A 24852-nucleotide genomic window follows, 5' to 3' on the forward strand; every position below is an offset into this window, starting at 1 on the left:
GCAGGCTAATGATCTCTATGCTGAAGGCGTTCCATACGCCATGTATTCGCATGATATGTATTCGCAGGAGGCATTTATGCAGTCGCAATTTTATACGCTTACCGATTATCCTGACGGCCTACCCGACCGCGCGCTTTTTAAACGGGAAACGCAAACCCTACCCGACCTAGCCGAGGGCGAAGTACGGATTCGTAACCGCTGGCTTTCCGTTGACCCTTACATGCGTGGCCGCATGAGCGGTGTGCGCACCTATGTGGAGCCGTTTGAAATAGGCAAGCCCATGGAAGGCGGCGCTATTGGCGAGATTGTTGAGTCCAAGGATCCGAGCCTCAACGTGGGCGACAACGTCAGCCATATGGGTGGCTGGCGTGATATTGCCCAACTGCCAGCGCAAGGCGTTACCCCGCTACCCGATATCGACGTTCCCGAACAGGCTTACTTGGGTGTTCTGGGGATGCCCGGTATGACCGCCTGGACCGGTCTCAACGTCATTGCCGAATGCAAACCGGGGGATAACGTTTTAGTCAGCGCCGCGAGCGGTGCCGTCGGCTCCCTGGTCGTACAGCTGGCCAAAGCTAAGGGCTGCCATGTGGTCGGTATTGCGGGCTCGGCTCATAAGCTCGCTTGGCTGGAATCCTTGGGTGTTGAACCGGTTAGCTATCGCGAGCGTACCGCGCAGGAGCTAAGCGACGCCATCAAGCTTGCCAGCCCCAATGGTATCGATGTGTATTACGAAAACGTCGGCGGTATATGCCTTGAGGCAGCGCTTAGTCAGTTAAATGAAGGCGCGCGCATCGCCGTATGCGGCATGATCGAAAGCTACAATGCCAAAACGCCTACCCCTGGCCCCAGCAATCTATCTCAACTGGTGGTGCGCAAAGCCAAGATGCAGGGTTTTATCGTTGCTGACCACTGGTCGAGCTATCCGGACTTCCTGAACGAAGTAGCCCCGCAAGTAGCGGAAGGCAAGCTCGACTATAAAGAGACGGTTAAAGAAGGGCTTGAAAGTACCCCTGACGCTTTTCTCGCCCTGTTTGATGGTGGCAACACCGGTAAAATGCTGGTCAAGCTATAGCGTTTTTGCCCTTATCTCCAGCCTCAACACTATCTCATAATGGGTGCCGTTGATGTCTCTTTCACAAGGGGCGCCCGCTTTTATTGATAAAGCGCCTTACATAAAGCGTTTAAAAACGTACCTCTAACCCGCTATACACGCTGCGCCCTGGAGCGGGTTCGTAAAAGCGACCAAAGCTGCCGTTTAAGCGCACGTTGGCGTAGTGCTCTTCATCAAGCAGATTACGCACGCCAACGTAAGCCTTCAGCCGGGTATCGCTGCCTAGCGGCCAACCATCCCCCACGCGCAGGTTTACCAGCCAGTAGCTATCCACCTCGGTCTCGTTGGCGTTGTCCGCTACCATATCGCCCACGTACTGGGTTTCCAGGGTCGCGAAACGCTCATCAAGGTTTTCCCAAGTAAGCTGGTTCACCCAGGTCTGCTCAGGTAGGCCGGGGATGCGGTTACCACCAAAACTCTCAGAAGGTGTCGCAAATTGATCGAATTCGTAGCTTGCCAGCGTCAGGGCACTATCCAGCCGCCACTGATCAGCAAGCTGCCAGCCCAACGCCAGCTCAATGCCGTCGCGGCCGGTATCGCCCGCATTTCGATAGAGAGTGCGCCCCCCATCTTTTTCGTAAGGCACCAACTCATCGCGGACACGCACCGAAAACAGCGCCAAATCGTAATCCATCGACAATGCTTCAACGAAGCCCCGAAGCCCTATCTCACGGCTCCAGGATTTTTGTGGCGACACCGATGGATTAAAACCGCCGCCCGAAGGGTTAGCAAACTCCGAGAACGCGGGGGTTTCAAATGCCGTGCCGGTGTTGATATAGGCCTGATGCTGCGGACGATAACGGTAGCTTAGCCCCGCCGAGCCGCTCCACTCGTTGAAGGTTTGCTCCTCACTTTGGTCGCCATCGTTCTGGTAGCGATCATCTATTTCCAATTCAACCCGGTCAAAGCGCGCACCCAGCGAGAGCGTTACCTGCTCGGTCAATGCTAAATCACCCTGTGCAAACACCCCAGTGGAAGTTGCCGTCTGGGTCTCTTCCGCCAGCTGCTCGCCAACAACGCCTTGGCCATTTACATCGTTCCGAAAGCGCTCGTCGTCTTGGCGGGCCACATCAACACCGGTGATGTAGCTTAGCGGCAAGCTACCCAGGCTGATCTCGTGGTGATACTCGGCGCTCGCGCCCATGTAGTCACGCTGATAGCCAATGCGGCTATCGCCCACGTAAGGCAGTTGCTGCTCAAAATCACGCTGAGAGACAAAACCTTTTAGATACATTTCGCCAGGGCCGGCGGACAAATCTTCGTATTGCAAACCGAGAACCTGTTGATCAACGGTTTGGCCCGCGTCCAGCGCCAATGAGTTCGGCGCCGCCTGGTCGCGGCCGTTCGCCACTTCTTCTGCGTTCAGCGCACCGGGATCTTCAGAGCGGGGGTTGTCCAGCAGGTTGATAATCGCGGTTAACGCCCGGTCGCTGCCTAACTCGCGGCGCAGCTTGGCATTCAGCAGGTATTTCTCGGTGGAACTCTGCTCCCGGTAACCATCCACATTGAGCGCCGAGAGGCTGACGTGATGCGACCAATCGCCTTGGCTACCACCGGTTTGCAACGACGTTTTACGGTAGCCATCGCTGCCTGCTTCGGCGCGCAGCCGTGTTCCGGGGTTATCGCGCCCATCGGCAGTGGTGACATCGATCACACCGCCCGCTGCGTTACCGTAAAGCACCGAAGAGGGCCCGCGGATCACTTCAATGCGCTCGGCGCTGTCCAGGTCAATGGCATCTAACTGTGCCTGACCGTCGGGCAGCGTGTAAGGGATACCATCGACCATTACGGTAATACCGCGCACCCCAAACGGCGCCCGGGCGCCAAAGCCGCGGATAGCAATTCGCAGGCCTTGGGCAAAATTATCGCGATTCTGCACGAATACCCCTGGCACACGTACCAGTGATTCATCCAAACGCGTGCGCTGCTGGCCCTGGGCAATCGCGTCGCGGTCAAGTGTTGAAACCGCAGCGGGGGTGGCATAAAGCTCACGGGCAAGCCGGGGGGCGGTCACTTCAAGCGTTGCCATTTCTTCTGTGTCAGCGGGCTGCGCCCAGCTTGGCGCTGATATAAAGCAGCTTGCCAAGCAAACCGAGGTCGTTAGTTTTTTCACGGGGTCCCTCCCAATATATTAATAAAAACTTAAATAAAGCATTGTATAACGCTATGGAACGTTTTTGCTCTTTCTGCGTCTCAGGTGAACACGGGTGTCTACACTTCTTTACGTTATAGTAAATAACTCTAGTGTAGGTGGATTTAAGCGTTATGCACTTAAAAGCAAAGGAGGCTGCATGGCATTTACTGCGACTGACCCCATCAAGATGATTTTTGCGGTCATTTTACCGCCCCTCGGTGTATTCTTTGAGGTCGGTTTTAAAGGACATTTCTGGCTGAATATTATTCTAACGCTCTTTGGCTTCATACCTGGCATCATCCATGCGCTTTATGTGATATTGAAGCATTAGGGTTTGATAGACGCGTTTAATAAATATAAAGCCGCCTAAACTAACGCTTAGGCGGCTTTTGTGATTGCCTTGATTTAGCTAGTGCCCGCTCAACCTTTTACCGCGACTGACGTTTCTTTGACAGGCTCTTCACTCAACTGCTCGCCTTCACTACGGGCAATGACGGAGGTACCGACTAAGTCGCCCGTCACATTTAGCGCCGTACAGCCCATGCCCACCAGCGCATCTATTGCGGTAAGCAGCGCGACGGTTTCAATCGGCAGGCCGACTTGGGCAAATACCGTGGCAATCATAATGATCCCGGCCCCCGGCACTCCCGCCGTGCCCACCGATACCAGCGTGCCAATCAGCACTATCTGCACCATGCTGATAAAATCCAGCGGTGCGCCAATCACGTTGGCGGCAAATACCGCCGAGATGGCGATACGAATCGCCGCCCCGTCCATGTTTAACGTGGCGCCTAGCGGCAGGCTGAAACCATAGATGCTTTTGGAAATCCCCAAGCGATGCGCGGCATTAATAGTGAGTGGCAACGTACCCGAGCTGCTTTGAGTGGCAAACGCCGTTGCCATTGGCGTGCGGGCCTCGCGGAAGAAGTTGCGTAGTTTGACGCCAAACAGGCGCATGATGCCGCAATAAATCAGCAGTTGGAGGCCTAGAGCGACATACAACACAACCACCATATCGCCAAGCGACAGTAGTGTTTTCACCCCCTGCTGGCTCACCGTTCCGGCGACAATGGCAAACACGCCAATGGGCACGTAATGCAATACCCCCGACATCACCTTGAGCGTGACCGCATTGAGCGCCTCGATCACTTCAAAAAGCCGTTCACCCAGCGCATGCTGTCGTTCCGACTGACGCATTTTAAGAAGCGCGATACCAAACACCAGCGCCGTGAAAATAATCCCCAGCATATTGAGTTCGGCAAAGGCACCGATAATATTATCCGGCACTATATTCAGCAACGTATCGACAACACCGGGATTCTCGGGCACCGAAAAACTAGCGCTCTCATCCAGTATCATCCCGCTCCCCGGGCTAAACAGCGTGGCAACGGTTAAACCCACCACAATCGCCAACGCCGAAGACACGAGGTAGTAGCCGAACACCTTGCCGCCTATGCGGCCCGCACTTCCCTCCCGCGACTGGTTCACCCCCACCATTAGCGTAAACAGCACGATGGGCACGATCAGGAAGGTGAGTAGCCGTAGCAGTAGGTCACCCAGCGGCGCCAGCCAGGTCGCTACGGTCTCACCGCCGACTGACCCGACGACAACGCCCAGCACCAGCGCGATGGTAACGCGTAAGGTCAACGACGCCTGAAAGTAGGCCTTCCATATTCGTCTCATTTGATTCCCTAAAGGTTTGAAGAAGTTGGTAGGTCTAATGGGATAAGCGTACATCACAGCTTATTAGTGTGGCACCGCGATATCGACCAGGTTAACTGAGGCCTTATTCGGCATGAATGTCTACTCGATGAAGCTGATTGATTTAAGCGCATGGAAATATCGCCCCTCTGACTGTCATGTGATGTGCTTTATACTGGTAATCTATTAACACCGTTACGTTTACCTGCATGGCCCGGGAGCACTATGAACGCACTGCACTACTCTTCCATTCGTCGTACTAAAATTGTCGCCACCCTTGGCCCTGCCAGCGACCGCGAGGGCGTACTCGAAGCGATGCTGGCTGCCGGGGTCGACGTGGTGCGTCTTAATTTCTCCCATGGCACGCCGGAAGACCATCGCCGCCGCCTTAACAGCGTGCGTGAAATCGCCGCCAAGCTCGGGCGCAGTGTGGCAGCGCTGGGCGATTTGCAAGGCCCCAAAATCCGTATCGCGCGCTTTAAAGACGGCGCGGTCACGCTTAAAGACGGCCAGCCGTTTATTTTGGACATGGCAATGGACGCTGATGCCGGCGATGCCGAGCACGTTGGCTGCGACTACAAAACCCTCGCGAATGACGTCGTCGCAGGCGACCGGCTACTGCTCGACGATGGCCGCTTGGTACTGGATGTGACAGGTGTCAACGGGCAGCAGGTGCATACCACAGTGGTGGTGGGCGGTAAGCTTTCCAACAACAAAGGTATCAACAAGCAGGGCGGTGGCCTATCCGCACCGGCGCTGACCGAAAAAGATAAAACTGATTTGAAGACCGCCGTCGATATCGGTGTGGACTATCTCGCCATCTCCTTTCCCCGCAACGCCGAGGATATGTTCGAGGCGCGGCGCCTACTTGGCGAAGCGGGTAAAGACATTGGCCTCGTGGCCAAAATTGAGCGCGCCGAAGCGGTGGCCGATGAAGCGACAATGGATGCAATCATCGAAGCTTCTCAAGCGGTGATGGTGGCCCGTGGTGATCTCGGCGTGGAAATCGGCGATGCCAAGCTGGTGGGTATACAAAAGCGCTTGATCAAGCGGGCGCGGACACTCAATCGCGCCGTGATTACCGCCACGCAGATGATGGAAAGCATGATCACGGCCCCTCTGCCCACGCGGGCGGAAGTGTTTGACGTCGCGAACGCCGTGCTCGACAGCAGTGACGCGGTCATGCTCTCCGCTGAAACGGCGGCAGGGGATTACCCACTGGAAACCGTGGAAGCGATGGCGCGCATTTGCCTCGGCGCCGAGCGCGAAAAAGTTGCCCAAGAGTCCGGCCACCGCATTCACGAGGGTTTTACCCGCCCCGATGAAACCATTGCGCTCTCGGCGATGTACGCGGCGAACCACATGGAAGGTGTGGCCGCGATTGCCTGCATGACCGCTTCCGGCTATACGCCGTTGATCGCCTCGCGCATTCGCTCGGGTTTGCCCATCGTTGGCTTGGCCCATAACCCGGTTGCCCAGCGCCGCATGGCGCTCTATCGCGGCGTGGTTTCGCTGCCGTTTGATACCACGGACCTGTCGGCTGCCGAGCTTAACGACCGCGCGCTGGCGCTGTTGGTTGAGCAGGGTATCGTCGCCCCGGGGGATCATGTGATTCTCACCCGCGGCGATCATATGAACGCTCACGGTGGCACCAACACCATGAAAGTGATGGCGATTAGCGAAAAACACGCAAACCTCACCGCGTAATCCACGCTGACAAGGAGTCCGCCAATGCGTGCATTACGATGGCTAGCTACCTTCGCGTTGAGTGTGATGTTCACTGCCACGGCATCGGCCAAGCCACCGGTGGTGGCGGCGGCGTCGGATTTGCAATTCGCGCTAAGTGAAGCCGCTGAAACGTTCGCCCAGCAAACGGGCGAACGGGTGAGGCTCAATTTTGGTTCGTCGGGCAATTTTCGCCGCCAAATCGCTCAGGGAGCACCGTTTGAGCTTTATCTCTCCGCCGATGAGGCATATGTCCTAGCATTGCACGAAGAGGGACATACTCGCGATAAAGGTGTGCGCTATGCCACCGGTCGGTTGGTTTGGCTGCAGCCTAAAGGCGCTGGCACGCTACCGAGCGAAGACGCTCCCTTGGCCGCGATAGAAGCGGCGATTGCTGCGCAAGCGTCTGGCAAGCGCCAGCGTATTGCATTGGCCAACCCCGAGCACGCGCCTTACGGCGTGGCGGCGCAGCAGGCGTTAGAGCACGCCAAGCTCTGGCATGAGACAGCGCCGCTGCGGGTGCTGGGAGAAAATGTTTCTCAAGCAGCACAGTTTGCGCTCTCATCGGATACCCGTGGTGGGTTAGTGGCGTATTCGCTCGCGTTAGCGCCGGGGCTTGCCGACAAAAGCGACTATGTGCTGATTCCTGCCGACTGGCACGCGCCGCTCAATCAGCGCATGGTGCTAACGCAAAACGCCAGCGAAACGGCCACCGCTTTTTATCAGTGGCTACAGGGGGAAAAGGGGCGCGCCATTTTGCGCGACTATGGTTTTCAAGAGCCGGGTTTTCAAGAGCCGGGTTTTAATGTACCGGGCTTTGGCGAACCGGAGTAATGGCAGAGCTTATGGATTGGGCAGCGCTCTCGGTTTCACTACGCCTGGCGGCGTTGACCTGTTTGATTCTGCTGCCGTTGGGTATCTGGCTGGGTCGCACGCTCGCCTATGCGCGCTTTCGCGGCAAAGGGCTTTGCGAGGCGCTGGTGGCGCTGCCGCTGGTGTTACCGCCGACGGTGCTGGGTTTTTATCTCCTGCTCAGCTTTAGCCGCGATGCGCCGGTTGGTGCCTTCTGGGCAGAGCTGACCGGTAGCGGGCTGAACTTTACCTTTACCGGCATTTTGCTCGCCTCGCTGGTCGCTAACATCCCCTTCGCCGTGCAGCCTATTCAGCGCGCATTCGAAAGCATACCTCGCAACCTGCGCGAAGCGGCCTGGTGCAGCGGGCTTGGCCCGTGGCAAACGCTTTGGTGCATTGAGCTGCCGCTGGTGTGGCCGGGGCTGCTCTCGGCGTTTGCGTTAACGTTCGCCCATACGTTGGGGGAATTTGGCGTGATTTTAATGGTCGGCGGCTCTATCGACGGCGAAACCCGAACCCTGGCGATTGCCATTTATGACCGTATGCAGGCATTCGACGAGCAGGGCGCCGCGCTGATGTCGGCGTCGCTGCTAGCTGTGTCGTTTATCACCCTGGGTATTGTGTATGGGCTGGCCGGACGCCGCAGGGGGGCACGTGGCTGATTTGCGCGTAGTGCTCGCACAGGCGGGGCCGATCCCGCTTGCCGCCGATTTTGTCTGCCGGCGCGGGGAGTTACTCGCATTGGTCGGCCCGTCCGGTAGCGGCAAAACGACACTTTTACGCTCGATTGCGGGGCTCTATCAGCCCGCAGAAGGGCACATCGTCTGCGGCGAAACGCGCTGGTTTGATGCCAAGAGTAAGCACTCACTTTCGGCACAAAAGCGCCGTGTCGGCATTGTGTTTCAGGATTACGCGCTGTTCCCGCACCTCACAGCGCTGGAAAATATCGCGCTCCCTTTGCGGCACCACCCCAAACCGACCCGGCGCGACCGAGCCGAACAGTGGCTGGCGCGCGTGCGCCTGGAAGGGCTGGGGCGACGCTACCCCGATGCGCTTTCCGGCGGGCAACGTCAGCGGGTGGCGTTGGCGCGAGCTTTGGCCCGCGATCCCCAGGTATTGCTCTTGGATGAGCCTTTTTCGGCGGTGGATCAAGTCACCCGGCGGCGTTTGCAGCGCGAACTTGCGCTGCTGCGCCAGCAAATTTCCATTCCCATTGTGCTGGTCACCCACGACCTGGAAGAAGCCACGGCGCTGGCCGATCAGATTTGTGTGTTGCATAACGGCCAAAGCCTACAGCAAGACAGGCCGGAGCGGCTTTTTCGCCAACCGGCAACGCCGGAGGTGGCGCGCCTTCTTGATCGTCATAATCTGTTTAACGCAACAGTCGTCGAGATTGACGGCCAGCGCTATCTGCAATGGGGGCGTTTTCAGCTGGAGGTAGCCGAAGGGCTCGACACTTTTTCCCTCGGCGAGGCGGTCACCTGGTACTTGCCGCCATCGGATATTGTGCTGCACCGGCGAGACCGACCCTCCAACGGCGAGCGCGAAAATCCGGTGCCCGCGCTGGTCAGCGAAGTGGTCGCGCTGGGCGGAATGACATCGGTTACGCTGCGTGTCGCCCACGGCGATATGCTACGTTTTGATATTGCCACCCATGCCGCCCGGCGCAATCAACTTGTCCCTGGTTCTATGGTGAATGTGTCGCTTCTGGCGGCCGGGATTCATATCATGCCAGGGACACATACCCTTGCGCGTGACGATTAAAAGAGGAAAAACCGATGAACACGACACGTCGCGCGTTACTCAAGGCGTCGCTTGCGCTTCCACTGGTGACATTAGCGCCGCTAGCGTGGGTGGGCCCGGCGCTTAGTAGCGAAGGTGTTAACGGCGAAGGGGATACACCGCCATTGGCGCGGCGTATGTTAGTCATTCACAGCGCGCAAGGCCCGCACCGGCTGAGTGTGGAATTGGCGCAAACGCAGGCGCAGCGGCAAAAAGGCTTGATGGGGCGTGAGGTGCTGCCCGCTGATCACGGCATGCTGTTTACGTACGAGCGCGAGCAATCGGCTCACAATGGATTTTGGATGTATCGCACATTGATTGCGCTGGATATCGCCTTTATCGACAGCGACGGCACAATTGTCGCTATGATGACAATGCCGCCGTGTGAATCCTCATCGCCGAGCGATTGCCGCGTCTATGCGCCGGGTAAGCCCTACCATGCTGCGTTAGAAGTCAACGCCGGTTACTTTGAGCAGAGCGGCATCAACGTGGGCGACTGTGTGTCCATCCCAAGCGAAGCCGGTTCCTGCCAACCCACGAATTAAACGGAGCGAGGCTGTCGGCTAAAATTAAGCATAATCAGGGCGGTGTCCGCGATCACTAAGCTGTCGCCCCGGCCTTGAGTCAGCTTGTTGCAGACGGTCATTGCAGACGCTGCGCGATCTCTCGCCACAGCGCGGCGTAGGCGCGGCCACCCCGACTGCTGCGGGCAAAATGCCCGACCGGGGCGCGTTCGACACCCATGCGCTCGACCGCACTGGCGTTAGGCACGTTCGTCGACAGGCGCCTCGGCCAGCGTTCGCTGAGCGTCTCCATCACCTGGCGGTGCAGGGTCTTGCGGCGGTCGGCGAGGGTCACGAACGGCCAGATCGGGCAGGCATGGTCGACCTCGTCGAGATGACCCTCCAGTTGCTCGAGCGTGCGCAACGATAGAGTAGTCGGCACCACCGGCACTAGTAGTGCATTGACACTGGAGAAAATCTGCTCGGCGAGCGCTGACAGGCTCGGCGGGCAATCGAGTATCACCAGGTCGTAACTATCCATTACCGGCTTGAGGATCTTGCGCAGCCGACTGGGCTTGCGGGTTTCCATTGCCGCTTCCAGATCACGCGAGCCCAGCGCCGCCGGCAGCAGATCTAGCCCCTCGATGTCGGTCTCGCGGATCGCCCGATCAAGATCGGCCTTGCCCTTGACCAGTTTGTCGACACCACCGCGCACTTTGGGTTTGCTGCGCAGGTAGAAGGTGGTGGCGGCCTGAGGGTCGAGATCCCACAGCAACACTCGCCTGCCGTCGCGTGCGGCTTCGGCGGCGAGATTGACGGCGGAGGCGGTCTTGCCCACGCCGCCCTTGATACTGTAAAGCGCGAGCATCTGCATAGGGAACTCCCGGTTTGGTAACTGTTTAGTCTAACTGATTGGCCCGCGCGGATATGTGACGTTTCGATGACGGCGCTGCTGTCGATGTCGCTACGCTGATTTTCCTCGACATTGCCTTTATCAATAGCGACGGGCGGATCGCCCTGAGATCGTCGGTTTCTGCCAACCCGCGAATTAAACGGAGCGAAGCTGTCGGCTGAAATTAAGCACAATCAGGGCGATACCCACAACCACTAAGCCGCCACCCACCAGTTTATGCACACCTAGGCTGTCGCCCATTAACAGTGCACCAAGGCCGACTGCTAATACCGGCACGAGTAGCGTCATGGGCACCACGCGATTCACCGGGTGGCGGCGCAACAGCGCGTACCAAATCCCATACGCGATAATTGACGACATCACGGCGGTGTAAATCATTGCCCCCCAGCCCAACCAGCTCGCCTGCTTTATTGCCAGCCACTGGCCGCTTTCAAATAGCCATGAACCCAACGCTACCTGAGGCACCGCAAACAGCGCCATCCAACCTGCCAGCGCCATCGGCGCAATCGGCGGGCCGCGTTTGATCAATAGCTGCGACATTGCCCAGCCCATCGCGCTGCACAATAGAATCACCAGGGGCACTGGTGTCGGTAAGGCAGGCCCGCCCGCCAACACAATAATGCCCGCAAATGAGAGCAGTAGCCCGACAATACGTTTGAGGCCTAGCTTTTCTTTTAGAAAGATCACCGCCAACAGCGTGGCAAAGGGCGTCCCCATCTGTACCAAAAGCGCGCCGGTGCCCGCTTCGGCCTGCTGTAAGCCAATAAACAGCAAGGCGAAGTGCATGCTACCGAAGGTAAAGGATAGCAGCAGTAAAAACGGCAGCTGCGCCCGCGCCACCGGGTAGAAGGGCACCAGCAGTACGGCGACCAGCGTAAAGCGCAACGTGGTTAGCAACAGCGGGGGTAATTCCGTCACGCCGAGCTTGATAACAATGATATTTAACGCCCAAATGGCGATAACCAAGAGACCGAGCAACAGGTCGCGTAGTGGCACGTTGATGTCCGTTGGTAGCAAAGGAGACGAGGTTAGGGTATCAGGTGCCAATATTATCGTATAAGCCCCGTTGGCAGCCTCTGGGGTTCCCTATTGATCTTCCATAACCGTTTGGATGGGTTCCTTTCAACAGAAGAATACCTACAATGGGGACCTTATCGCCAATATAAGTCGAATCCGGTGGTAAGGGCTGACCCCTATAATAAAGTCACCACAAAAACCGATAAAAAAGGATCTATCATGACGCTGACACGCTCAATGGCTCGTTTAACTGCCAGCTTGGCCGGTGCGGCACTGCTTTCTGCTTCGCTTTCTGCACAAGCACGTGAACTCTCGGTTTCTACTGTTTTGTCTGATGCCTTTCCCTGGGGGCAGGCGGCGGAAAAGTGGGCGGAATTGGTGGAAGAACGCAGCGATGGTGAGTTGACCCTACGGGTGTATCCCAACTCGCAGCTGGTATCCGGCGACCAGACCCGCGAATTTTCCGCGATGCGTTCGGGATTGATCGACGCCGCCGTGGGCTCGACGATTAACTGGTCGCCGCAGGTGCCGGAGCTTAATCTCTTCTCGCTGCCGTTTTTCATTCCCGATGAAGCCGCCGTGGATGCGGTCACCGGCGGTGAAGCCGGGGAAATGGTGTTTGAGGCCATCGAATCGCGCGGTGTTATGCCGTTGGCCTGGGGCGAAAACGGCTTTCGCCAGCTATCTAACTCCCAAGGCCCCATCAGTGAGCCTGCCGACTTGGAGAATCTGAAAATCCGCGTGGTTGGCTCGCCGCTTTTCCAAGATACGTTTAGCGCGCTGGATGCCGATCCCACGCAAATGAGCTGGGCGGATGCCAAACCAGCGCTCACCACCGGCGCGGTGGACGGCCAGGAAAACCCCCTCTCGGTGTTTGACGTGGCGCGCATTGATCAAGTGGGCCAAGAGCATTTGACGCTTTGGAACTACATGAACGACCCATTGATTTTCGCCGTGAATCAGCAGGTGTGGCAGACGCTTAGCGAAGACGAGCGCACGCTGCTGCGTGAAACCGCGGTAGAAGCCGGCGAGTGGGAAATCGCTATGACCCGCGACCAGGAGAGCGAGCGCCTTGCCGCCATTCAAGAACGCGGCGTAACGGTAACAGAGCTGAGTGATGCCGAGTACCAAGCGTTTGTCGACGCGACACAATCCGTCTACGAGAAGTGGGCGCCGCGGATTGGTGAAGACCTCGTTGAAGCGGCGCAGACAGCTATCGACGCGCGCTAAACCGACATCATCGTGTTTGTGGTCACCGCCCTTGAGATGAGGGCGGTGACGTCTGTGGGGCTGTTTTCTAATAAGGTACGTCTGATGCAAGGGAGACCTGATGCGCGTCCGGAACGCTGGTTGGGGGCGATTGCCTTAATCATTATCGCGTCGATCAGTTTGGCGAACGTGGTGACGCGCTACGTGACCGGCGGTTCGTTTTCTTTCACCGAAGAATTTTCGGTGTTTCTTCTCGTGGTGCTGACCTTCGCTGGTGCTTCGGTGGCGTTGCGACGTAACCGCCATATTCGCATTGGGCTGTTAGAGCGTGCGTTATCACCCGGGCCGCGTAAGGCCTTGATTGTGTTTCAAGCGCTGTGCGGCGCTGCCGTGCTGGGGCTGATTACCTGGTATGGCGCTAAGCTTGCCTGGCAAGAGTACCAGTGGGAGTCGCTCTCGCCTGGGCTGGGGTTGCCGCAGTGGTGGTATATCGTTTGGCTGCCGCTGTTGTCTGGCGCCATGCTATGGCGTTTATTTGAGCAAACCCGCGACCGTCTGACCGGGAGTCTCACCGATGAGCCCTGATGTTTGGATGATTCTGGCCTTTGCAGGCTTTCTGATCGCCGGGGTGCCAGTGGCGTTTTCGCTGGCGCTTTCCGGGGCGGTGGGCATTTTGGCAGGGCTTTCGCCGGATATGCTGGCAACGCTTGGGACCAATACCTATAACAGCATTGCCAAGTACCCGTTGATTGCGATTCCGCTTTTTATTTTAACCGGGCTGATTTTTGAGCGGGCCGGGGTGGCACTGCGTTTAGTACGCTTTGCTCAGGCGCTGATCGGCCCGCGACACGGGGGCTTGGCGTTGGTGGCGGTGATGGTGTGCATGATCATGGGCGGCATGAGTGGCTCTGGTCCGGCCGATGCGGCCGCGGTGGCGATGGTGATGCTGCCGAGTATGACCAAAGCCGGTTACCCCAAGCCGTTTTCGGCCACCTTGATTGCGGCGTCGGCTTCTACCGCCATTCTTATTCCACCTTCTGTAGCGCTGATTCTCTACTCGATTGTAGTGCCGGGGGTGGATTTGCGCGCGCTGTTTGCCGCCGGTTTATTTCCGGGTATCTTGGCGGGTTTGGCGCTTTTGCTCCCGGCGCTGTGGGTATCCAAACGCTACGGTTGGGAAGGTTCACCAGGGGAGGGCACCGAGCGGCTAAGCGTGCGGGGAACGTTTAAGCAGGCGCTGCCGGCGCTGTTTGCCCCGGTGCTAATTCTGGGTGGCCTGCGCTCGGGGCTCTTTACTCCTACCGAGGCGGCGGTCGTGGCGGTTGCCTACGGTGCCGTCGTTGGGCTTTTTTTTACCCGCGAGCTGGCATGGCGTGATCTGTGGGAGCTGTTCGGCGAAGCGGCGATTATCTCCGGCGTGGTGATGCTGATTATCGCGCTGGCGGGCATTTTTGCCTGGGCGGGCACGATGTTAGGCACCTTCCGCCATTTGGCGGAGTGGGTGATTGGCTTGACCGATAACGGCGTGCTGCTGCTGATTTTAGTCATGTTGGCGGTGCTGGTGGCGGGCATGCTGTTGGATGCCATCTCGATTTATCTGATCATGATGCCGATTTTGATCCCCGTGATGCAGCACTTTGAGTGGAACCCGGTTTGGTTTGGCATTCTGCTCGCCATGAATATCGCCATTGGGCAGTTCACCCCGCCGGTGGCGGTTAACTTGATGGTGACCACCGAAGTGGCAAAAATCCGCCTGGAGCACACGCTGGGCTGGGCGCTGCTGTTTGTGCTCGCGATGGCGTGCGCTTTGGCGCTGGTGGCGGTTTTCCCTGCCATAGCGCTATGGCTGCCGACGATGCTGGGCTACAACGTTTGAAAAGCGTCGGGAGGCGTTGTATTGGGCTTAATGTTGCTTGGAGGTGCCTCAACTGCAAAAGGTGACCGCAAAATTACTCAAAGAACCAAGCAATTGATGAATCGTTTGTTCCGAAAGTGCAGTTTTTTGGCGACGATCGTTGCAAATAGCGGCAAAAGCTTGCAACTCCCTCCCTAGGTCTGTACCAATAGCCATCCCTTATTTCCCGTGTGAGCAGGCACCGCTCCTTGGCGCCTGCGGTAACGGGGCGATGTCGAGGAGATGGTTATGAATCAGCGTGTCAATATTGAGCTGGGCGACCCCAGTGCCGAGGCGTTTGAAGCACGTCAATTCAAGGTCTACACACACCGCCAGTTGGACAAGATCGAGGCGCTTCAGTCTCTGCCTGAGGACCTGCAGTTTGATATGCGGGTGGTCAGCCAGGTGCTGCCGTTTCGCGTTAATGAATACGTGATCGACGAGCTCATCGACTGGAACAATATTCCCGCCGACCCGGTCTTTCAGCTCACCTTTCCTCAGCGTGGCATGCTGCTTCCCGAGCACTATGACGAGGTCGCTGAGATGATGCGCCAAGGCGCTTCAGCTGCCGAGATGAAACCGGCCATTGAGCGCATCCGCGGCGAGCTCAACCCTCACCCGGCGGGGCAGATGGATCTCAACCTGCCGTTGCTCGACGGTGAGCCGCTGCCCGGCATGCAGCACAAGTATCGCGAGACGGTGCTGTTCTTCCCCAGCCAGGGGCAGGTGTGCCACAGCTACTGCACCTTCTGCTTCCGCTGGGCGCAGTTCGTCGGCGACAAGGACCTCAAGTTCGCCTCCAACGAAGCGGACTCGCTGCACCGTTACCTGGCCGAGCATACCGAGGTCACCGACCTCTTGATGACCGGCGGCGACCCCATGGTGATGAAGGCCAAGCACCTGCGCCAGTACTTGGAGGGGCTGATGGCGCCGGAGCTGGACCATGTCCAGGACATCCGCATCGGCACCAAGAGCCTGACCTTCTGGCCGTACCGCTTTGTCACCGACCCGGACGCTGAGGATATCCTCGAGCTTTTCCGCGAGCTTACCGTTGCCGGTAAGCACGTGGCTTTCATGGCGCACTTTAATCACTGGAAAGAGATGGATACGCCAATTTGCCGTGAGGCGATTCGCCGTATTCGTGCCACTGGCGCGGAAATTCGCACCCAGGCGCCGCTGTTAAAGCATATCAACGACGATGCAGCGCAGTGGGCCAAGATGTGGACCCAACAAGTGCGCCTCGGGATGATCCCGTACTACATGTTTGTCGAGCGCGACACCGGCGCGCGCCACTATTTTGAAGTACCGCTGGTGCGTGCCTACGAGATCTACCGCGAGGCGATGAAGCACGTGCCGGGCTTAGCGCGTACCGCCCGTGGGCCGTCTATGTCCGCCGACCCGGGTAAGGTGGAAATTCAAGGCGTTGCCGAGATCCACGGCGAGAAAGTTTTCGTGCTGCGTTTGATTCAAGGCCGCGATGCTGATTGGATCCAGCGCCCATTTTTCGCCAAGTACAACGAAGACGCGACCTGGTTGCACCACCTGGAGCCGGCCTTTGGCGAGAGCGAGTTCTTCTATGAAGCCGAGTTCGCCGCCATGAAAGACGAAAAACAAGAATTGATCATGAAGGTGTCGTGATTTTTTAAAGCTTGATCGCCTAAAGTGATGCGAGTGTTACGCCTTATGTCATTTGCGTTTAGCAATAAACGACTTCTAAACGCTACGAGCCGCTAGACTGCTTACACGATGTAAAGCACTAGCGGCTCTTTGTATGCTTCGCTAAAAATCGTTTTTTTCGCTAAAGTAGTCATAGCCGGTGTAAAGCCGATGCGTGTAATAGACTGTCTTGAAAAGACTTTGGTGCCCTAGCAGGGAACCCCGCAGATATTTCAATGCTAACGGTTACCCGGCGTATAACACTCATAACATCAAGATTAAGAGGTGTACCCATGAAACGTCATGTATTTTCTACCGCAGCTTTTTCCGGCGCATTGCTGGGCGCTGCGATGTTCGCATCACCGGCCATGGCTCAGGATGAAGAGCAGTTCATTACCATCGGCACAGGTGGTCAGACCGGCGTCTACTATGTGGTCGGTCAATCCGTCTGTCGCCTAGTGAACCGTTTGGACGACGCGAATATTAAGTGCAACGCGCCCTCCACTGGCGGTTCGGTAGCCAACATCAACGGCATCAAGTCCGGCCAGCTGGATATGGGTGTGGTGCAGTCTGACGTTCAGTATCAGGCTTACCATGGCACCGGCAACTTCGAGGGAGATGCCTTTGAGGATTTGCGTGCCGTTTTCCGTGTTCATGGCGAGCCGCTGACGCTGCTGGCCCGAGCCGATTCAGGCATTGAGACGCTCGACGACCTGGAAGACAAGCGCGTTAACATCGGTAACCCAGGTTCCGGCCAGCGCAACACCATGGAAGTGGTGATGGAAGCGAAAGGCTGGACCGAAGACACCTTTGCGTTGGCGTCTCAGCTGGATGCCGCCGAGCAGGCCGCTGCCTTGGCTGACAACAACGTCGATGCGATGGTCTATGTCGTGGGTCACCCCAACGGCTCCATTCAGGAAGCCACCACCACCGTCGATTCACGCCTGATCCCGATGAACGACGAAGATATTGACGGCATCGTCGAAGAGTATCCCTACTACTCGAAGTCTGTCATTGCCGGTGGCCTCTACAAGGGCAACCCGGATGATGTCGAGACCTTCGGTGTTGCGGCCACCTTCGTGACCGATGCCGACACCAGCGATGAAATGGTCTACCAGACCGTCAAGGCGATTTTCGACAACTTTGATCGCTTCAAGCGCCTACATCCGGCCTTCGAGAATCTCGACCCGGAAGAAATGGTTAGCGAGGGGCTTTCCGCACCGCTGCACGAAGGCGCCGCGCGCTATTATCGTGAGCAGGGCTGGATTGAGTAATACGGCTCGTCTGAGGTGAGCACACCTCGGTGAAGAATGCGCGGTCACCCGAGGGGGCCGCGTATTTTATTTGGGATGTCGAGTGGCATCACCCAAGAGAATTCCAGGTCAAACATTAAAGAGCAGGGCACGCTTATGACTGAGGATAATAAGAAGGCCTCGGGATCGGAGGTTGATCTAGAGGATATGGTCGCTTCGACCGATTCAGGGTCGCGCAAACCCGCTGGCATGCCCGGGAAACTACTGGTAAGCATCGCGGCAGCGTGGTCGCTCTTCCAGCTGTGGATCGCTTCTCCGGTGCCTTTTATGTTGGGTTTCGGGGTGTTCAGCGCCACTGAATCCCGTTCTATTCACCTGGCCTTTGCGCTGTTTCTGGCCTATATGGCCTATCCTGCCCTAAAGCGCTCGCCGCGGGACCACATCCCTATCCAGGATTGGGTCCTGGCGGCGGTAGCGGCTTTCTGTGGCGCCTACATGTTTATGTTCTATGAGCAGCTATCACAGCGCCCTGGCGCGCCGATACTGCAGGACGTGATTATCGGCGTGGTGGGAATTCTGTTGCTGCTTGAGGCGACACGCCGAGCACTCGGCCCACCGTTGATGATCGTGGCATCTGTCTTTCTTCTCTATAGTCTAGCGGGCCCGTGGATGCCCGGTATTCTCTCACATGGCGGGGTCAGCCTGTATGGTCTGGTCAACCACCAATGGCTGACCACTCAGGGCGTATTCGGTATCGCGCTGGGGGTGTCGACCAGTTTTGTCTTTCTCTTTGTGCTTTTCGGCGCCCTGCTCGACAAGGCCGGGGCTGGCAACTACTTCATTAAGGTCGCCTTCTCGCTGCTGGGCCACTACAAGGGCGGGCCGGCTAAGGCCGCCGTGGTAGCGTCGGGCATGACTGGCTTGATCTCCGGCTCCTCCATTGCCAACGTGGTGACGACCGGCACCTTCACCGTGCCAATGATGAAACGGGTCGGTTTCTCCGCCGAGAAAGCTGGGGCCGTCGAGGTGGCGTCCTCGGTTAATGGCCAGATCATGCCGCCGGTCATGGGGGCTGCAGCCTTCTTGATGGTTGAGTACGTGGGCATCTCCTATGTGGAAGTGATCAAGCACGCCTTTTTGCCAGCACTGATCTCCTATATTGCGCTGATCTATATCGTCCACCTTGAAGCTCTCAAGGCGAACCTGCAGGGTCTGGAAAGCAGCAATCCGCCCAAGCCTCTGGTACGCAAGGTGATAGGCTTCCTCGGCGGTCTGTTGCTAATGATGGTGACTGCCCTAGCAGTTTACTATGGCCTGGGCTGGCTCAAGCCGGTGCTGGGTGAAGCGACTCCTTGGGTGGTGGCCGTGGGGCTCACGGTGGCCTATATTGCGCTGCTCAAACTGGCCGCGGGTTACCCCGAGCTTGAACTCGACGATCCGGATGCCCCTATCTACAAGTTGCCTCAGACTCGCCCAACAGTGCTGGTCGGGCTACAGTATATTTTGCCGGTAATCGTGCTGGTCTGGTGCCTGATGGTGGAGCGCCTCTCTCCCGGACTCTCCGCTTTCTGGGCCACGGTCTTCATGGTTTTCATCATCCTCACCCAGCGCCCCATCACCTCGATCTTTCGTAACCGCAGCGATCTGCGTGCGGATCTACGCGAAGGTGTTATGGATCTGTGGAGCGGGCTGGTCACCGGTGCCCGCAACATGATCGGCATCGGTATCGCTACGGCCACCGCCGGCATTATCGTTGGGGCCGTATCGCAGACCGGCGTGGGGCTGGTATTGGCCGAGGTGGTGGAAACCCTCGCTATGGGCAACCTGATATTGATCCTGTTGCTCACCGCTGTGCTCAGCCTGATCCTTGGGATGGGGCTACCTACCACGGCCAACTACATCGTGGTATCGGCGCTGCTGGCCCCGGTGATCGTCAATTTGGGGGCGGAGAACGGCTTGCTGGTGCCGCTGATTGCGGTGCACCTGTTCGTGTTCTACTTCGGGATCATGGCGGACGTCACGCCGCCGGTGGGGCTTGCTTCATTCGCCGCGGCGGCAGTCTCGGGTGGCGATCCCATCCGCACCGGTTTCCAGGCCTTCTACTACAGTCTGCGCACGGCAGCCTTGCCGTTTTTGTTCATCTTCAACACCGATCTGCTGCTCATCGATGTGACCTTCCTGCAGGGCATATTGATCTTCGTGGTATCGACTATCGCCATGTTGATCTTCGCCGCGGCGACCCAGGGCTTCATGATCACCCGTAACCGCTGGTACGAATCCATCGTGTTGCTGCTGATTGCGTTCACGCTGTTTCGCCCCGGCTTCTGGATGGACATGATCCACAATCCCTATCGGGAGGTGCCTCCGGCGCAGTTCACCGAGGCGCTGGGCAATGTTGGAGAGGACGCCACCTTGCGTCTGCAGGTCAGTGGCTTGGATGCATATGGCGATCCGATGACCACCTACATGCAACTGCCGGTGCCGGAGGGCGAAACTGGCGAGGAGCGCCTGGAAAACTTGGGGATTGAGTTGATCATCGAGGATGAGCGCGCCGTGGTCGACATGGTGGCCTATGGTAGCCAGGCAGCGAACATGGGCTTTGACTTCGATCAAGAGATTATCTCGGTGCAAGCCCCGGTGGATCGCTGGACCAAGGAGCTAATGTGGATTCCGGCCTTCTTGGTATTCGGTCTGATTGTAATGATGCAACGCCGGCGGCGTGATCGCAGTGCCGCCGTGGCGTCAGCCTAAAGGAGAGCGCGTCATGTACCAAAAGATCATGTTGCCGGTGGACCTCAATGAAGAGGCCTCTTGGGAAAAAGCTTTGCCCACGGCCATTACGTTGTGCCAAACGTTTGGCGCCTCGTTACACGTAGTGACGGTATTGCCGGACTTTAAAATGCCGATGGTGGGCGCTTACTTTCCCAAAAACTTCTCAAAGAAGGCCCACGAGGCAGTACAAGAGGCGCAGCATGCGTTTATCCAAGAGAACGTGCCGGAGGATATCCAGACGCAAAGCGTGATTGTGGATGGGTCACCGTGGGAGGCAATTATCAAAGCCGGCAAGCAGCTTGATATCGACCTCATCGTGATGGCCTCGCATAATAAGCGTAAGTTTGTCGATTACGTGCTCGGCCCCAATGCCGAGCACGTGGTGCATCACGCCAAAATGTCGGTGATGATCGTGCGTTAAGCGCAGCGGCAGTAAGAAATAAGCATAATCAATGCGTTAAACCCCGGGCTCTGCCCGGGGTTTTTTATTACGCATTGCTAACGCATCAATTTTTTTGTTGCAAAAGCCGTCGCTCGTGGATTTTTTGTACATCAGACGCTTTTCAGCCGCGCTAGCTGACATAAGTCAACTACAGTAAAAATAAGCTGAGATTAAGGCAATATTACGACGCTGACAGAAGGAGTCATGCGATGACGGCAACAACAAAAACACACGAGCATGCAGAAGGTGATATGCCGACGGTAAAAATCAGCATTAACCAAGTCGGTATGGATCGGCCCAAAGCATGGCTAATCGCTGGCATTGAAGACTTTCGGCGGGCACCGGTCATTAGCCTTGCCTACGGCATGTTTTGGGTGGGGTTAAGTATTGCGGTGACCGCAGGTGCGCTGACGCTAGGTTATTGGCACTGGTTATTGCCGCTGATTGCTGGTTTTATGTTCATTGGCCCGCTTGTGGCAGTGGGTTCGTACGGTGTAAGCCAAGCGATTGAGCGAGGGCGTCCGCCTAATCTGGGCGATGCGTTCGGTAGCTGGAAGCCGCATGTAGGGCAACTGGCCATGATGGGCGTGATGATGATGATCTTCTTTCTCGCCTGGATTCGGCTTGCCACACTGCTGTTTGCGTTATTTTTTGGCATGGAGGCGCCAAGCGCTGACATGCTTTATGCATCACTACTCACCACACCCCAAGGGCTTGGTATGCTCGCCGTAGGAACGGCGGCAGGCGCTGTATTGGCCTTTGGCGCTTTTGCGATTAGTGTTGTGGCGATTCCTACGCTGATGGATGAAGATTTAACTTTTATGGAAGGCATTGAAGCGAGTATCCGCAGTGTGGCGCGTAACTTCCGCCCGATGCTGCTGTGGGCGATGATTCTCACTGGCTGTGTCATTATCGGCGTATTGACCTTCTACATTGGCCTTGCACTCATCTTGCCGATGTTAGGCTATGCCAGCTGGCACGCTTATGAAGACTTGGTGCGTTGCGAGCCGGTTGAAAAGCGAGAGCATTAATTCAACTTTCGCCTCCGCCCTGTTTACCCATATCTCTAACTGACCTGAATGACGAGATGGCGTATTCTTAACGCCATCTCGTTTTTTATCGTCAGCTCGTTGGGCTGCAAGTGGGGCGTTTGTGGTGAAAGCGTTATTCTTTGGGCTTGTCGCACTGATGTTCAGCACGGCGAAATGGGGGCTGGCGCACGAGCAAAACGATGCGCTAGCGTTGCCGCAAGGCCCGGTAATGTTAAAAATTGGCGGGGCTATCGACCGGACCAATGTAGGCGACGAAGCACATTTTGACCGCGCCATGCTCAACGCATTGCCGCAGCACGAGGTGCGCACGGATACGCCGTGGACTGAGCAAGCCCACGATTATCGCGGCCCACTCATGCGCGAACTGTTAGCGTATGTCGGCGCACAGGGCGAGTATGTCTTCGTGGCTGCGCTGAATGGCTACGATGTGAAAATCCCCTCGGATGATTTTGTCGCTTATGACGTGCTATTGGCGATAGAAAGTGAAGGTGAGCCGATGCCCATTCGCGAATATGGCCCGCTCTGGGTGCTTTACCCCTTTGATTACCATGAGGCGCTGCTAAGCGAGAAAATGCGTTTTCGTGCGGTATGGCAAGTAATGCGAATCGATGTTCTCTAAGGTGTTATTCCCGCGCTCGGCGAAACTTTTACGCTACCCACGACGGTTGACCGTGGTGACGATTGTCGCGGTGTTACTGCTGGCCTCTGCGCTGGTGGTGGCTACGCTAGCCGCTTGGCGGCAAGATCACTTGACCCAGAGTTTGCGCGAAGATATTTCCTGGGTGATCTACAAACTCGACCGCGATACCGTGCAGCTGTTGAATCAGGTACTGATAGCGACCCCCACGCCGCTGGAACCGGCAACGCAAGATCACCTCAATCTGCATTTCGAGTTGCTTTACAGTCGCTTAAAAGTGCTTAACGAAGGCGAAATCACCAGCTTGCTCAATCAAATGCCTTCCGCCCGTGCGTTGTTAGACCGCATTGAAGCGCAGCTTGACGTGCTCGACCCGATGTTTGAGCCGCATGAGGATATGGCCCAGCTCCCGGTTCTCGCTATTGAAGACGAGTTGCAGGCGCTTGCGCAGCTCACCGAGCGTTTGATTATCACCACTAACAAGTATTTAGCCGAATCGGCGACCGAAGAGCGTGCCCACCTCAGTCAGCTTTATCCTCTTTTGCTCGCGCTTATCGTCGGGATGAGTTTGGCTGCATTGCTAATCATCCTCTTTTTGGTGCGTGAGATGCGCGAGAGTACGGCGGCTCGACGCGATCAAGAGCAACTGAGTCGACAACTTGAAATTACCGCAAAGCAAGCGCAGTCGGCCAACGAGGCCAAATCCGATTTTTTGGCCATGGTCAGCCACGAGATTCGCACTCCGCTCAATGGAGTGTTGGGCCTGAGTGAGATGCTGTGCCGGCCACTGCCCCGCCCGCAGTTAGAAGACTACGCGCGCACCATTCACGATAGCGCCACCCAGCTCTTGGAGATGATCAACGAAATTCTCGACTTTTCCAAAATTGAAGCCGGCCACTTAACGCTTAATCCTGCGCCGACTGAACTTGCCGCGCTGTTGGATCGGGTGGTGGCGCTTTTCGAGCCGAGGGCGACAGCCAAAGGTGTCGCATTAAAAACGCACATTGCCGCTGACGTACCGCCCTGGATTAACATTGATGCCACTCGGTTGCGGCAAATTTTGCTCAATTTGATGGCCAATGCGGTGAAGTTTACCGATCAAGGCAGCGTGACGGTCACGATTGACACCTCCTACCAGCGCCTGCTTATCCGTGTTGTCGATAGCGGCTGTGGTATTAGTCACGCGCAGCAGCAGCACCTGTTTGAGCCGTTCCAGCAAGCTGATGCCAGTGTGGCGCGACGCTACGGCGGCACTGGGCTTGGGTTGGCGATTTGTAAGCGGCTTGGCAATGCCATGCAGGGGCAACTTGGCGTTGAGAGTGAACTCGGCAAAGGCAGTACCTTTTGGTGTGAACTGCCACTAGAGCCCGCCACGCCGGTTGATGTGACCATGCCACCTGCGCCCCAAAATGGCTTTAGCGGTTTGCCGCTGTTGCTGGTGGAGGACAACGCGGTCAACCGTAAGGTCGCCGTCGGTATGCTGCAGCACTTAGGCGCAAACGTTTGCTGTGCCGAAAACGCCGCGCAGGCGAAAGATCAGCTTGAGCATGGCCGCGTTGCGGCGATTTTGATGGACATTCAACTACCTGACCAAGACGGCTTAGCGCTCACCCAGGCGTTGCGCCAGCGCGGCGGCTGGCTAGCCGAGGTGCCGATTGTGGCGATGACCGCGGGCGGCATTGACGGCGACCGCCAACGCTGCCTGGCGGCGGACATGGACGACTATCTCACTAAGCCGCTATCGCTTGATGCGCTAAGCCAAATGCTCCAGCGCCAGCTAGGGGCTACCGAAGGCGCAAGCTACCCGCCGACGAGTGAAAAAAACGCATCAACGGCCACTGCCCCGCTGGTCGATAACCGCGTCCTGCAACAACTAGAGGCCGCGATAGGCCAAGATAGCGTTGAACAACTGATCGCCCTGTTTCGACAACAGGCTGAGATGTACCTGCAAAAGCTTGGCGCCTCGCTTGAAGATCCCGCGCGGGTGGCGCATTTAGCCCACCAGCTGCGCGGGGAAGCGGCGAGCATCGGGGCGCAAGCCCTGGCCGGTGCCGCCCTGAACGTGGAGCGCCAAGCCGTTGCGCACGCACCGCTTACCGCCGCTTGGCAAGCGCTTACCCGGGTGTCGACCCAAACCCACGACGTATTCAATACGCGATCCCCTACGTACGGTGGTTGATGCCACCAACATCGCCT

Annotated in this window: 21 protein-coding genes; 17 read left to right on the plus strand and 4 right to left on the minus strand. The window is 57.2% G+C overall.

Features of this window, described 5'->3' with window-relative positions; translation table 11 throughout:
• Positions 1-76 precede the first annotated feature (76 nt).
• On the plus strand, positions 77-1075 hold the full coding sequence (locus HZS81_RS04225; RefSeq protein ID WP_179929298.1) for an NADP-dependent oxidoreductase: 999 nt from the start codon (positions 77-79) through the stop codon (positions 1073-1075).
• Positions 1076-1184: 109 nt separating this feature from the next.
• On the opposite strand, the gene HZS81_RS04230 is transcribed toward HZS81_RS04225, so the two are convergent.
• The gene (locus HZS81_RS04230) at positions 1185-3227 is read right to left on the minus strand and encodes a TonB-dependent receptor family protein (protein WP_422141422.1); all 2043 of its coding nucleotides are present in this window, start codon (positions 3225-3227) and stop codon (positions 1185-1187) included.
• 178 nt (positions 3228-3405) lie between these two features.
• Between HZS81_RS04230 and HZS81_RS04235 the strand changes: the two genes are divergently transcribed.
• The gene (locus HZS81_RS04235) at positions 3406-3579 is read left to right on the plus strand and encodes a YqaE/Pmp3 family membrane protein (protein ID WP_179929299.1); all 174 of its coding nucleotides are present in this window, start codon (positions 3406-3408) and stop codon (positions 3577-3579) included.
• Positions 3580-3668: 89 nt separating this feature from the next.
• On the opposite strand, the gene HZS81_RS04240 is transcribed toward HZS81_RS04235, so the two are convergent.
• Positions 3669-4931: a dicarboxylate/amino acid:cation symporter gene (locus HZS81_RS04240; protein WP_179929300.1), complete on the minus strand. Its 1263-nt coding sequence runs from the start codon at positions 4929-4931 to the stop codon at positions 3669-3671.
• A 243-nt stretch (positions 4932-5174) separates the two neighbouring features.
• Between HZS81_RS04240 and pyk the strand changes: the two genes are divergently transcribed.
• Genes pyk through HZS81_RS04265 form a run of 5 tightly spaced genes read left to right on the plus strand, consistent with a single transcriptional unit; the run spans position 5175 to position 9853 of the window.
• On the plus strand, positions 5175-6656 hold the full coding sequence (gene pyk, locus HZS81_RS04245) for a pyruvate kinase (protein ID WP_179929301.1): 1482 nt from the start codon (positions 5175-5177) through the stop codon (positions 6654-6656).
• Positions 6657-6680: 24 nt separating this feature from the next.
• Positions 6681-7508, plus strand: a complete 828-nt coding sequence (modA, locus tag HZS81_RS04250) for a molybdate ABC transporter substrate-binding protein (protein ID WP_179929302.1) — start codon at positions 6681-6683, stop codon at positions 7506-7508.
• Positions 7508-8188 (plus strand): molybdate ABC transporter permease subunit, encoded by a 681-nt coding sequence (gene modB / locus HZS81_RS04255; RefSeq protein WP_241697360.1) that lies wholly within the window; start codon positions 7508-7510, stop codon positions 8186-8188. The genes modA and modB overlap by 1 nt, the downstream gene beginning before the upstream one ends.
• Positions 8181-9290, plus strand: a complete 1110-nt coding sequence (locus HZS81_RS04260; RefSeq protein ID WP_338401807.1) for an ABC transporter ATP-binding protein — start codon at positions 8181-8183, stop codon at positions 9288-9290. The genes modB and HZS81_RS04260 overlap by 8 nt, the downstream gene beginning before the upstream one ends.
• 14 nt (positions 9291-9304) lie before the next feature.
• The gene (locus tag HZS81_RS04265) at positions 9305-9853 is read left to right on the plus strand and encodes a DUF192 domain-containing protein (RefSeq protein WP_179929304.1); all 549 of its coding nucleotides are present in this window, start codon (positions 9305-9307) and stop codon (positions 9851-9853) included.
• Positions 9854-9950: 97 nt separating this feature from the next.
• Here the strand turns inward: HZS81_RS04265 and HZS81_RS04270 are convergent, their stop codons facing one another.
• Positions 9951-10685 carry a ParA family protein gene (locus HZS81_RS04270; protein ID WP_179929305.1) on the minus strand — a complete coding sequence of 245 codons (735 nt, stop codon included), beginning with the start codon at positions 10683-10685 and terminating at the stop codon, positions 9951-9953.
• A 174-nt stretch (positions 10686-10859) separates the two neighbouring features.
• A complete protein-coding gene (locus HZS81_RS04275) occupies positions 10860-11720 on the minus strand; it encodes an EamA family transporter (protein WP_179929306.1) in 861 nt (286 codons plus the stop codon).
• Between the two features lie 240 nt (positions 11721-11960).
• Between HZS81_RS04275 and HZS81_RS04280 the strand changes: the two genes are divergently transcribed.
• The 10 genes from HZS81_RS04280 to HZS81_RS04325 all read left to right on the plus strand — a co-directional run bounded on the left by HZS81_RS04280 (position 11961) and on the right by HZS81_RS04325 (position 24835).
• Positions 11961-12971, plus strand: coding sequence for a DctP family TRAP transporter solute-binding subunit (locus HZS81_RS04280; RefSeq protein WP_179929307.1), 1011 nt, complete (start codon positions 11961-11963; stop codon positions 12969-12971).
• Positions 12972-13055: 84 nt separating this feature from the next.
• Complete coding sequence (locus tag HZS81_RS04285; RefSeq protein ID WP_179929308.1) at positions 13056-13535, plus strand: TRAP transporter small permease; 480 nt, start codon at positions 13056-13058, stop codon at positions 13533-13535.
• Positions 13525-14826, plus strand: coding sequence for a TRAP transporter large permease (locus tag HZS81_RS04290; protein WP_179929309.1), 1302 nt, complete (start codon positions 13525-13527; stop codon positions 14824-14826). The genes HZS81_RS04285 and HZS81_RS04290 overlap by 11 nt, the downstream gene beginning before the upstream one ends.
• Positions 14827-15093: 267 nt before the next feature.
• A complete protein-coding gene (locus tag HZS81_RS04295) occupies positions 15094-16482 on the plus strand; it encodes a KamA family radical SAM protein (protein ID WP_179929310.1) in 1389 nt (462 codons plus the stop codon).
• A gap of 311 nt (positions 16483-16793) precedes the next feature.
• Entirely contained in the window at positions 16794-17774 is a 981-nt protein-coding gene (locus tag HZS81_RS04300; protein ID WP_179929311.1) for a TAXI family TRAP transporter solute-binding subunit, read from the plus strand.
• Positions 17775-17909: 135 nt separating this feature from the next.
• Positions 17910-20504, plus strand: a complete 2595-nt coding sequence (locus tag HZS81_RS04305) for a TRAP transporter permease (protein WP_179929312.1) — start codon at positions 17910-17912, stop codon at positions 20502-20504.
• Between the two features lie 13 nt (positions 20505-20517).
• On the plus strand, positions 20518-20946 hold the full coding sequence (locus HZS81_RS04310) for a universal stress protein (protein ID WP_179929313.1): 429 nt from the start codon (positions 20518-20520) through the stop codon (positions 20944-20946).
• A gap of 230 nt (positions 20947-21176) precedes the next feature.
• The gene (locus tag HZS81_RS04315; RefSeq protein ID WP_179929314.1) at positions 21177-21998 is read left to right on the plus strand and encodes a DUF2189 domain-containing protein; all 822 of its coding nucleotides are present in this window, start codon (positions 21177-21179) and stop codon (positions 21996-21998) included.
• Between the two features lie 124 nt (positions 21999-22122).
• Positions 22123-22638, plus strand: coding sequence for a putative pterin-binding protein (locus HZS81_RS04320; RefSeq protein ID WP_338401808.1), 516 nt, complete (start codon positions 22123-22125; stop codon positions 22636-22638).
• Positions 22628-24835, plus strand: coding sequence for an ATP-binding protein (locus HZS81_RS04325; RefSeq protein ID WP_179929315.1), 2208 nt, complete (start codon positions 22628-22630; stop codon positions 24833-24835). The genes HZS81_RS04320 and HZS81_RS04325 overlap by 11 nt, the downstream gene beginning before the upstream one ends.
• The last annotated feature ends 17 nt before the right edge of the window (positions 24836-24852 follow it).

Origin of the sequence: Vreelandella salicampi, from assembly GCF_013415105.1 — a bacterium.
In the GTDB taxonomy this organism is placed as follows: Bacteria; Pseudomonadota; Gammaproteobacteria; order Pseudomonadales; family Halomonadaceae; genus Vreelandella; species Vreelandella salicampi.

Bases quoted from the DNA above. Each gene is read 5' to 3' on its own strand.
- HZS81_RS04225 (WP_179929298.1), top strand. From the start codon at position 77: ATGCAGTCGCAATTTTATACGCTTACCGATTATCCTGACGGCCTACCC.
- HZS81_RS04235 (WP_179929299.1), top strand. From the start codon at position 3,406: ATGGCATTTACTGCGACTGACCCCATCAAGATGATTTTTGCGGTCATT.
- HZS81_RS04240 (WP_179929300.1), bottom strand. From the start codon at position 4,931: ATGAGACGAATATGGAAGGCCTACTTTCAGGCGTCGTTGACCTTACGC.
- pyk (WP_179929301.1), top strand. From the start codon at position 5,175: ATGAACGCACTGCACTACTCTTCCATTCGTCGTACTAAAATTGTCGCC.
- modA (WP_179929302.1), top strand. From the start codon at position 6,681: ATGCGTGCATTACGATGGCTAGCTACCTTCGCGTTGAGTGTGATGTTC.
- modB (WP_241697360.1), top strand. From the start codon at position 7,508: ATGGCAGAGCTTATGGATTGGGCAGCGCTCTCGGTTTCACTACGCCTG.
- HZS81_RS04265 (WP_179929304.1), top strand. From the start codon at position 9,305: ATGAACACGACACGTCGCGCGTTACTCAAGGCGTCGCTTGCGCTTCCA.
- HZS81_RS04270 (WP_179929305.1), bottom strand. From the start codon at position 10,685: ATGCAGATGCTCGCGCTTTACAGTATCAAGGGCGGCGTGGGCAAGACC.
- HZS81_RS04280 (WP_179929307.1), top strand. From the start codon at position 11,961: ATGACGCTGACACGCTCAATGGCTCGTTTAACTGCCAGCTTGGCCGGT.
- HZS81_RS04285 (WP_179929308.1), top strand. From the start codon at position 13,056: ATGCAAGGGAGACCTGATGCGCGTCCGGAACGCTGGTTGGGGGCGATT.
- HZS81_RS04290 (WP_179929309.1), top strand. From the start codon at position 13,525: ATGAGCCCTGATGTTTGGATGATTCTGGCCTTTGCAGGCTTTCTGATC.
- HZS81_RS04295 (WP_179929310.1), top strand. From the start codon at position 15,094: ATGAATCAGCGTGTCAATATTGAGCTGGGCGACCCCAGTGCCGAGGCG.
- HZS81_RS04300 (WP_179929311.1), top strand. From the start codon at position 16,794: ATGAAACGTCATGTATTTTCTACCGCAGCTTTTTCCGGCGCATTGCTG.
- HZS81_RS04305 (WP_179929312.1), top strand. From the start codon at position 17,910: ATGACTGAGGATAATAAGAAGGCCTCGGGATCGGAGGTTGATCTAGAG.
- HZS81_RS04310 (WP_179929313.1), top strand. From the start codon at position 20,518: ATGTACCAAAAGATCATGTTGCCGGTGGACCTCAATGAAGAGGCCTCT.
- HZS81_RS04315 (WP_179929314.1), top strand. From the start codon at position 21,177: ATGACGGCAACAACAAAAACACACGAGCATGCAGAAGGTGATATGCCG.
- HZS81_RS04325 (WP_179929315.1), top strand. From the start codon at position 22,628: ATGTTCTCTAAGGTGTTATTCCCGCGCTCGGCGAAACTTTTACGCTAC.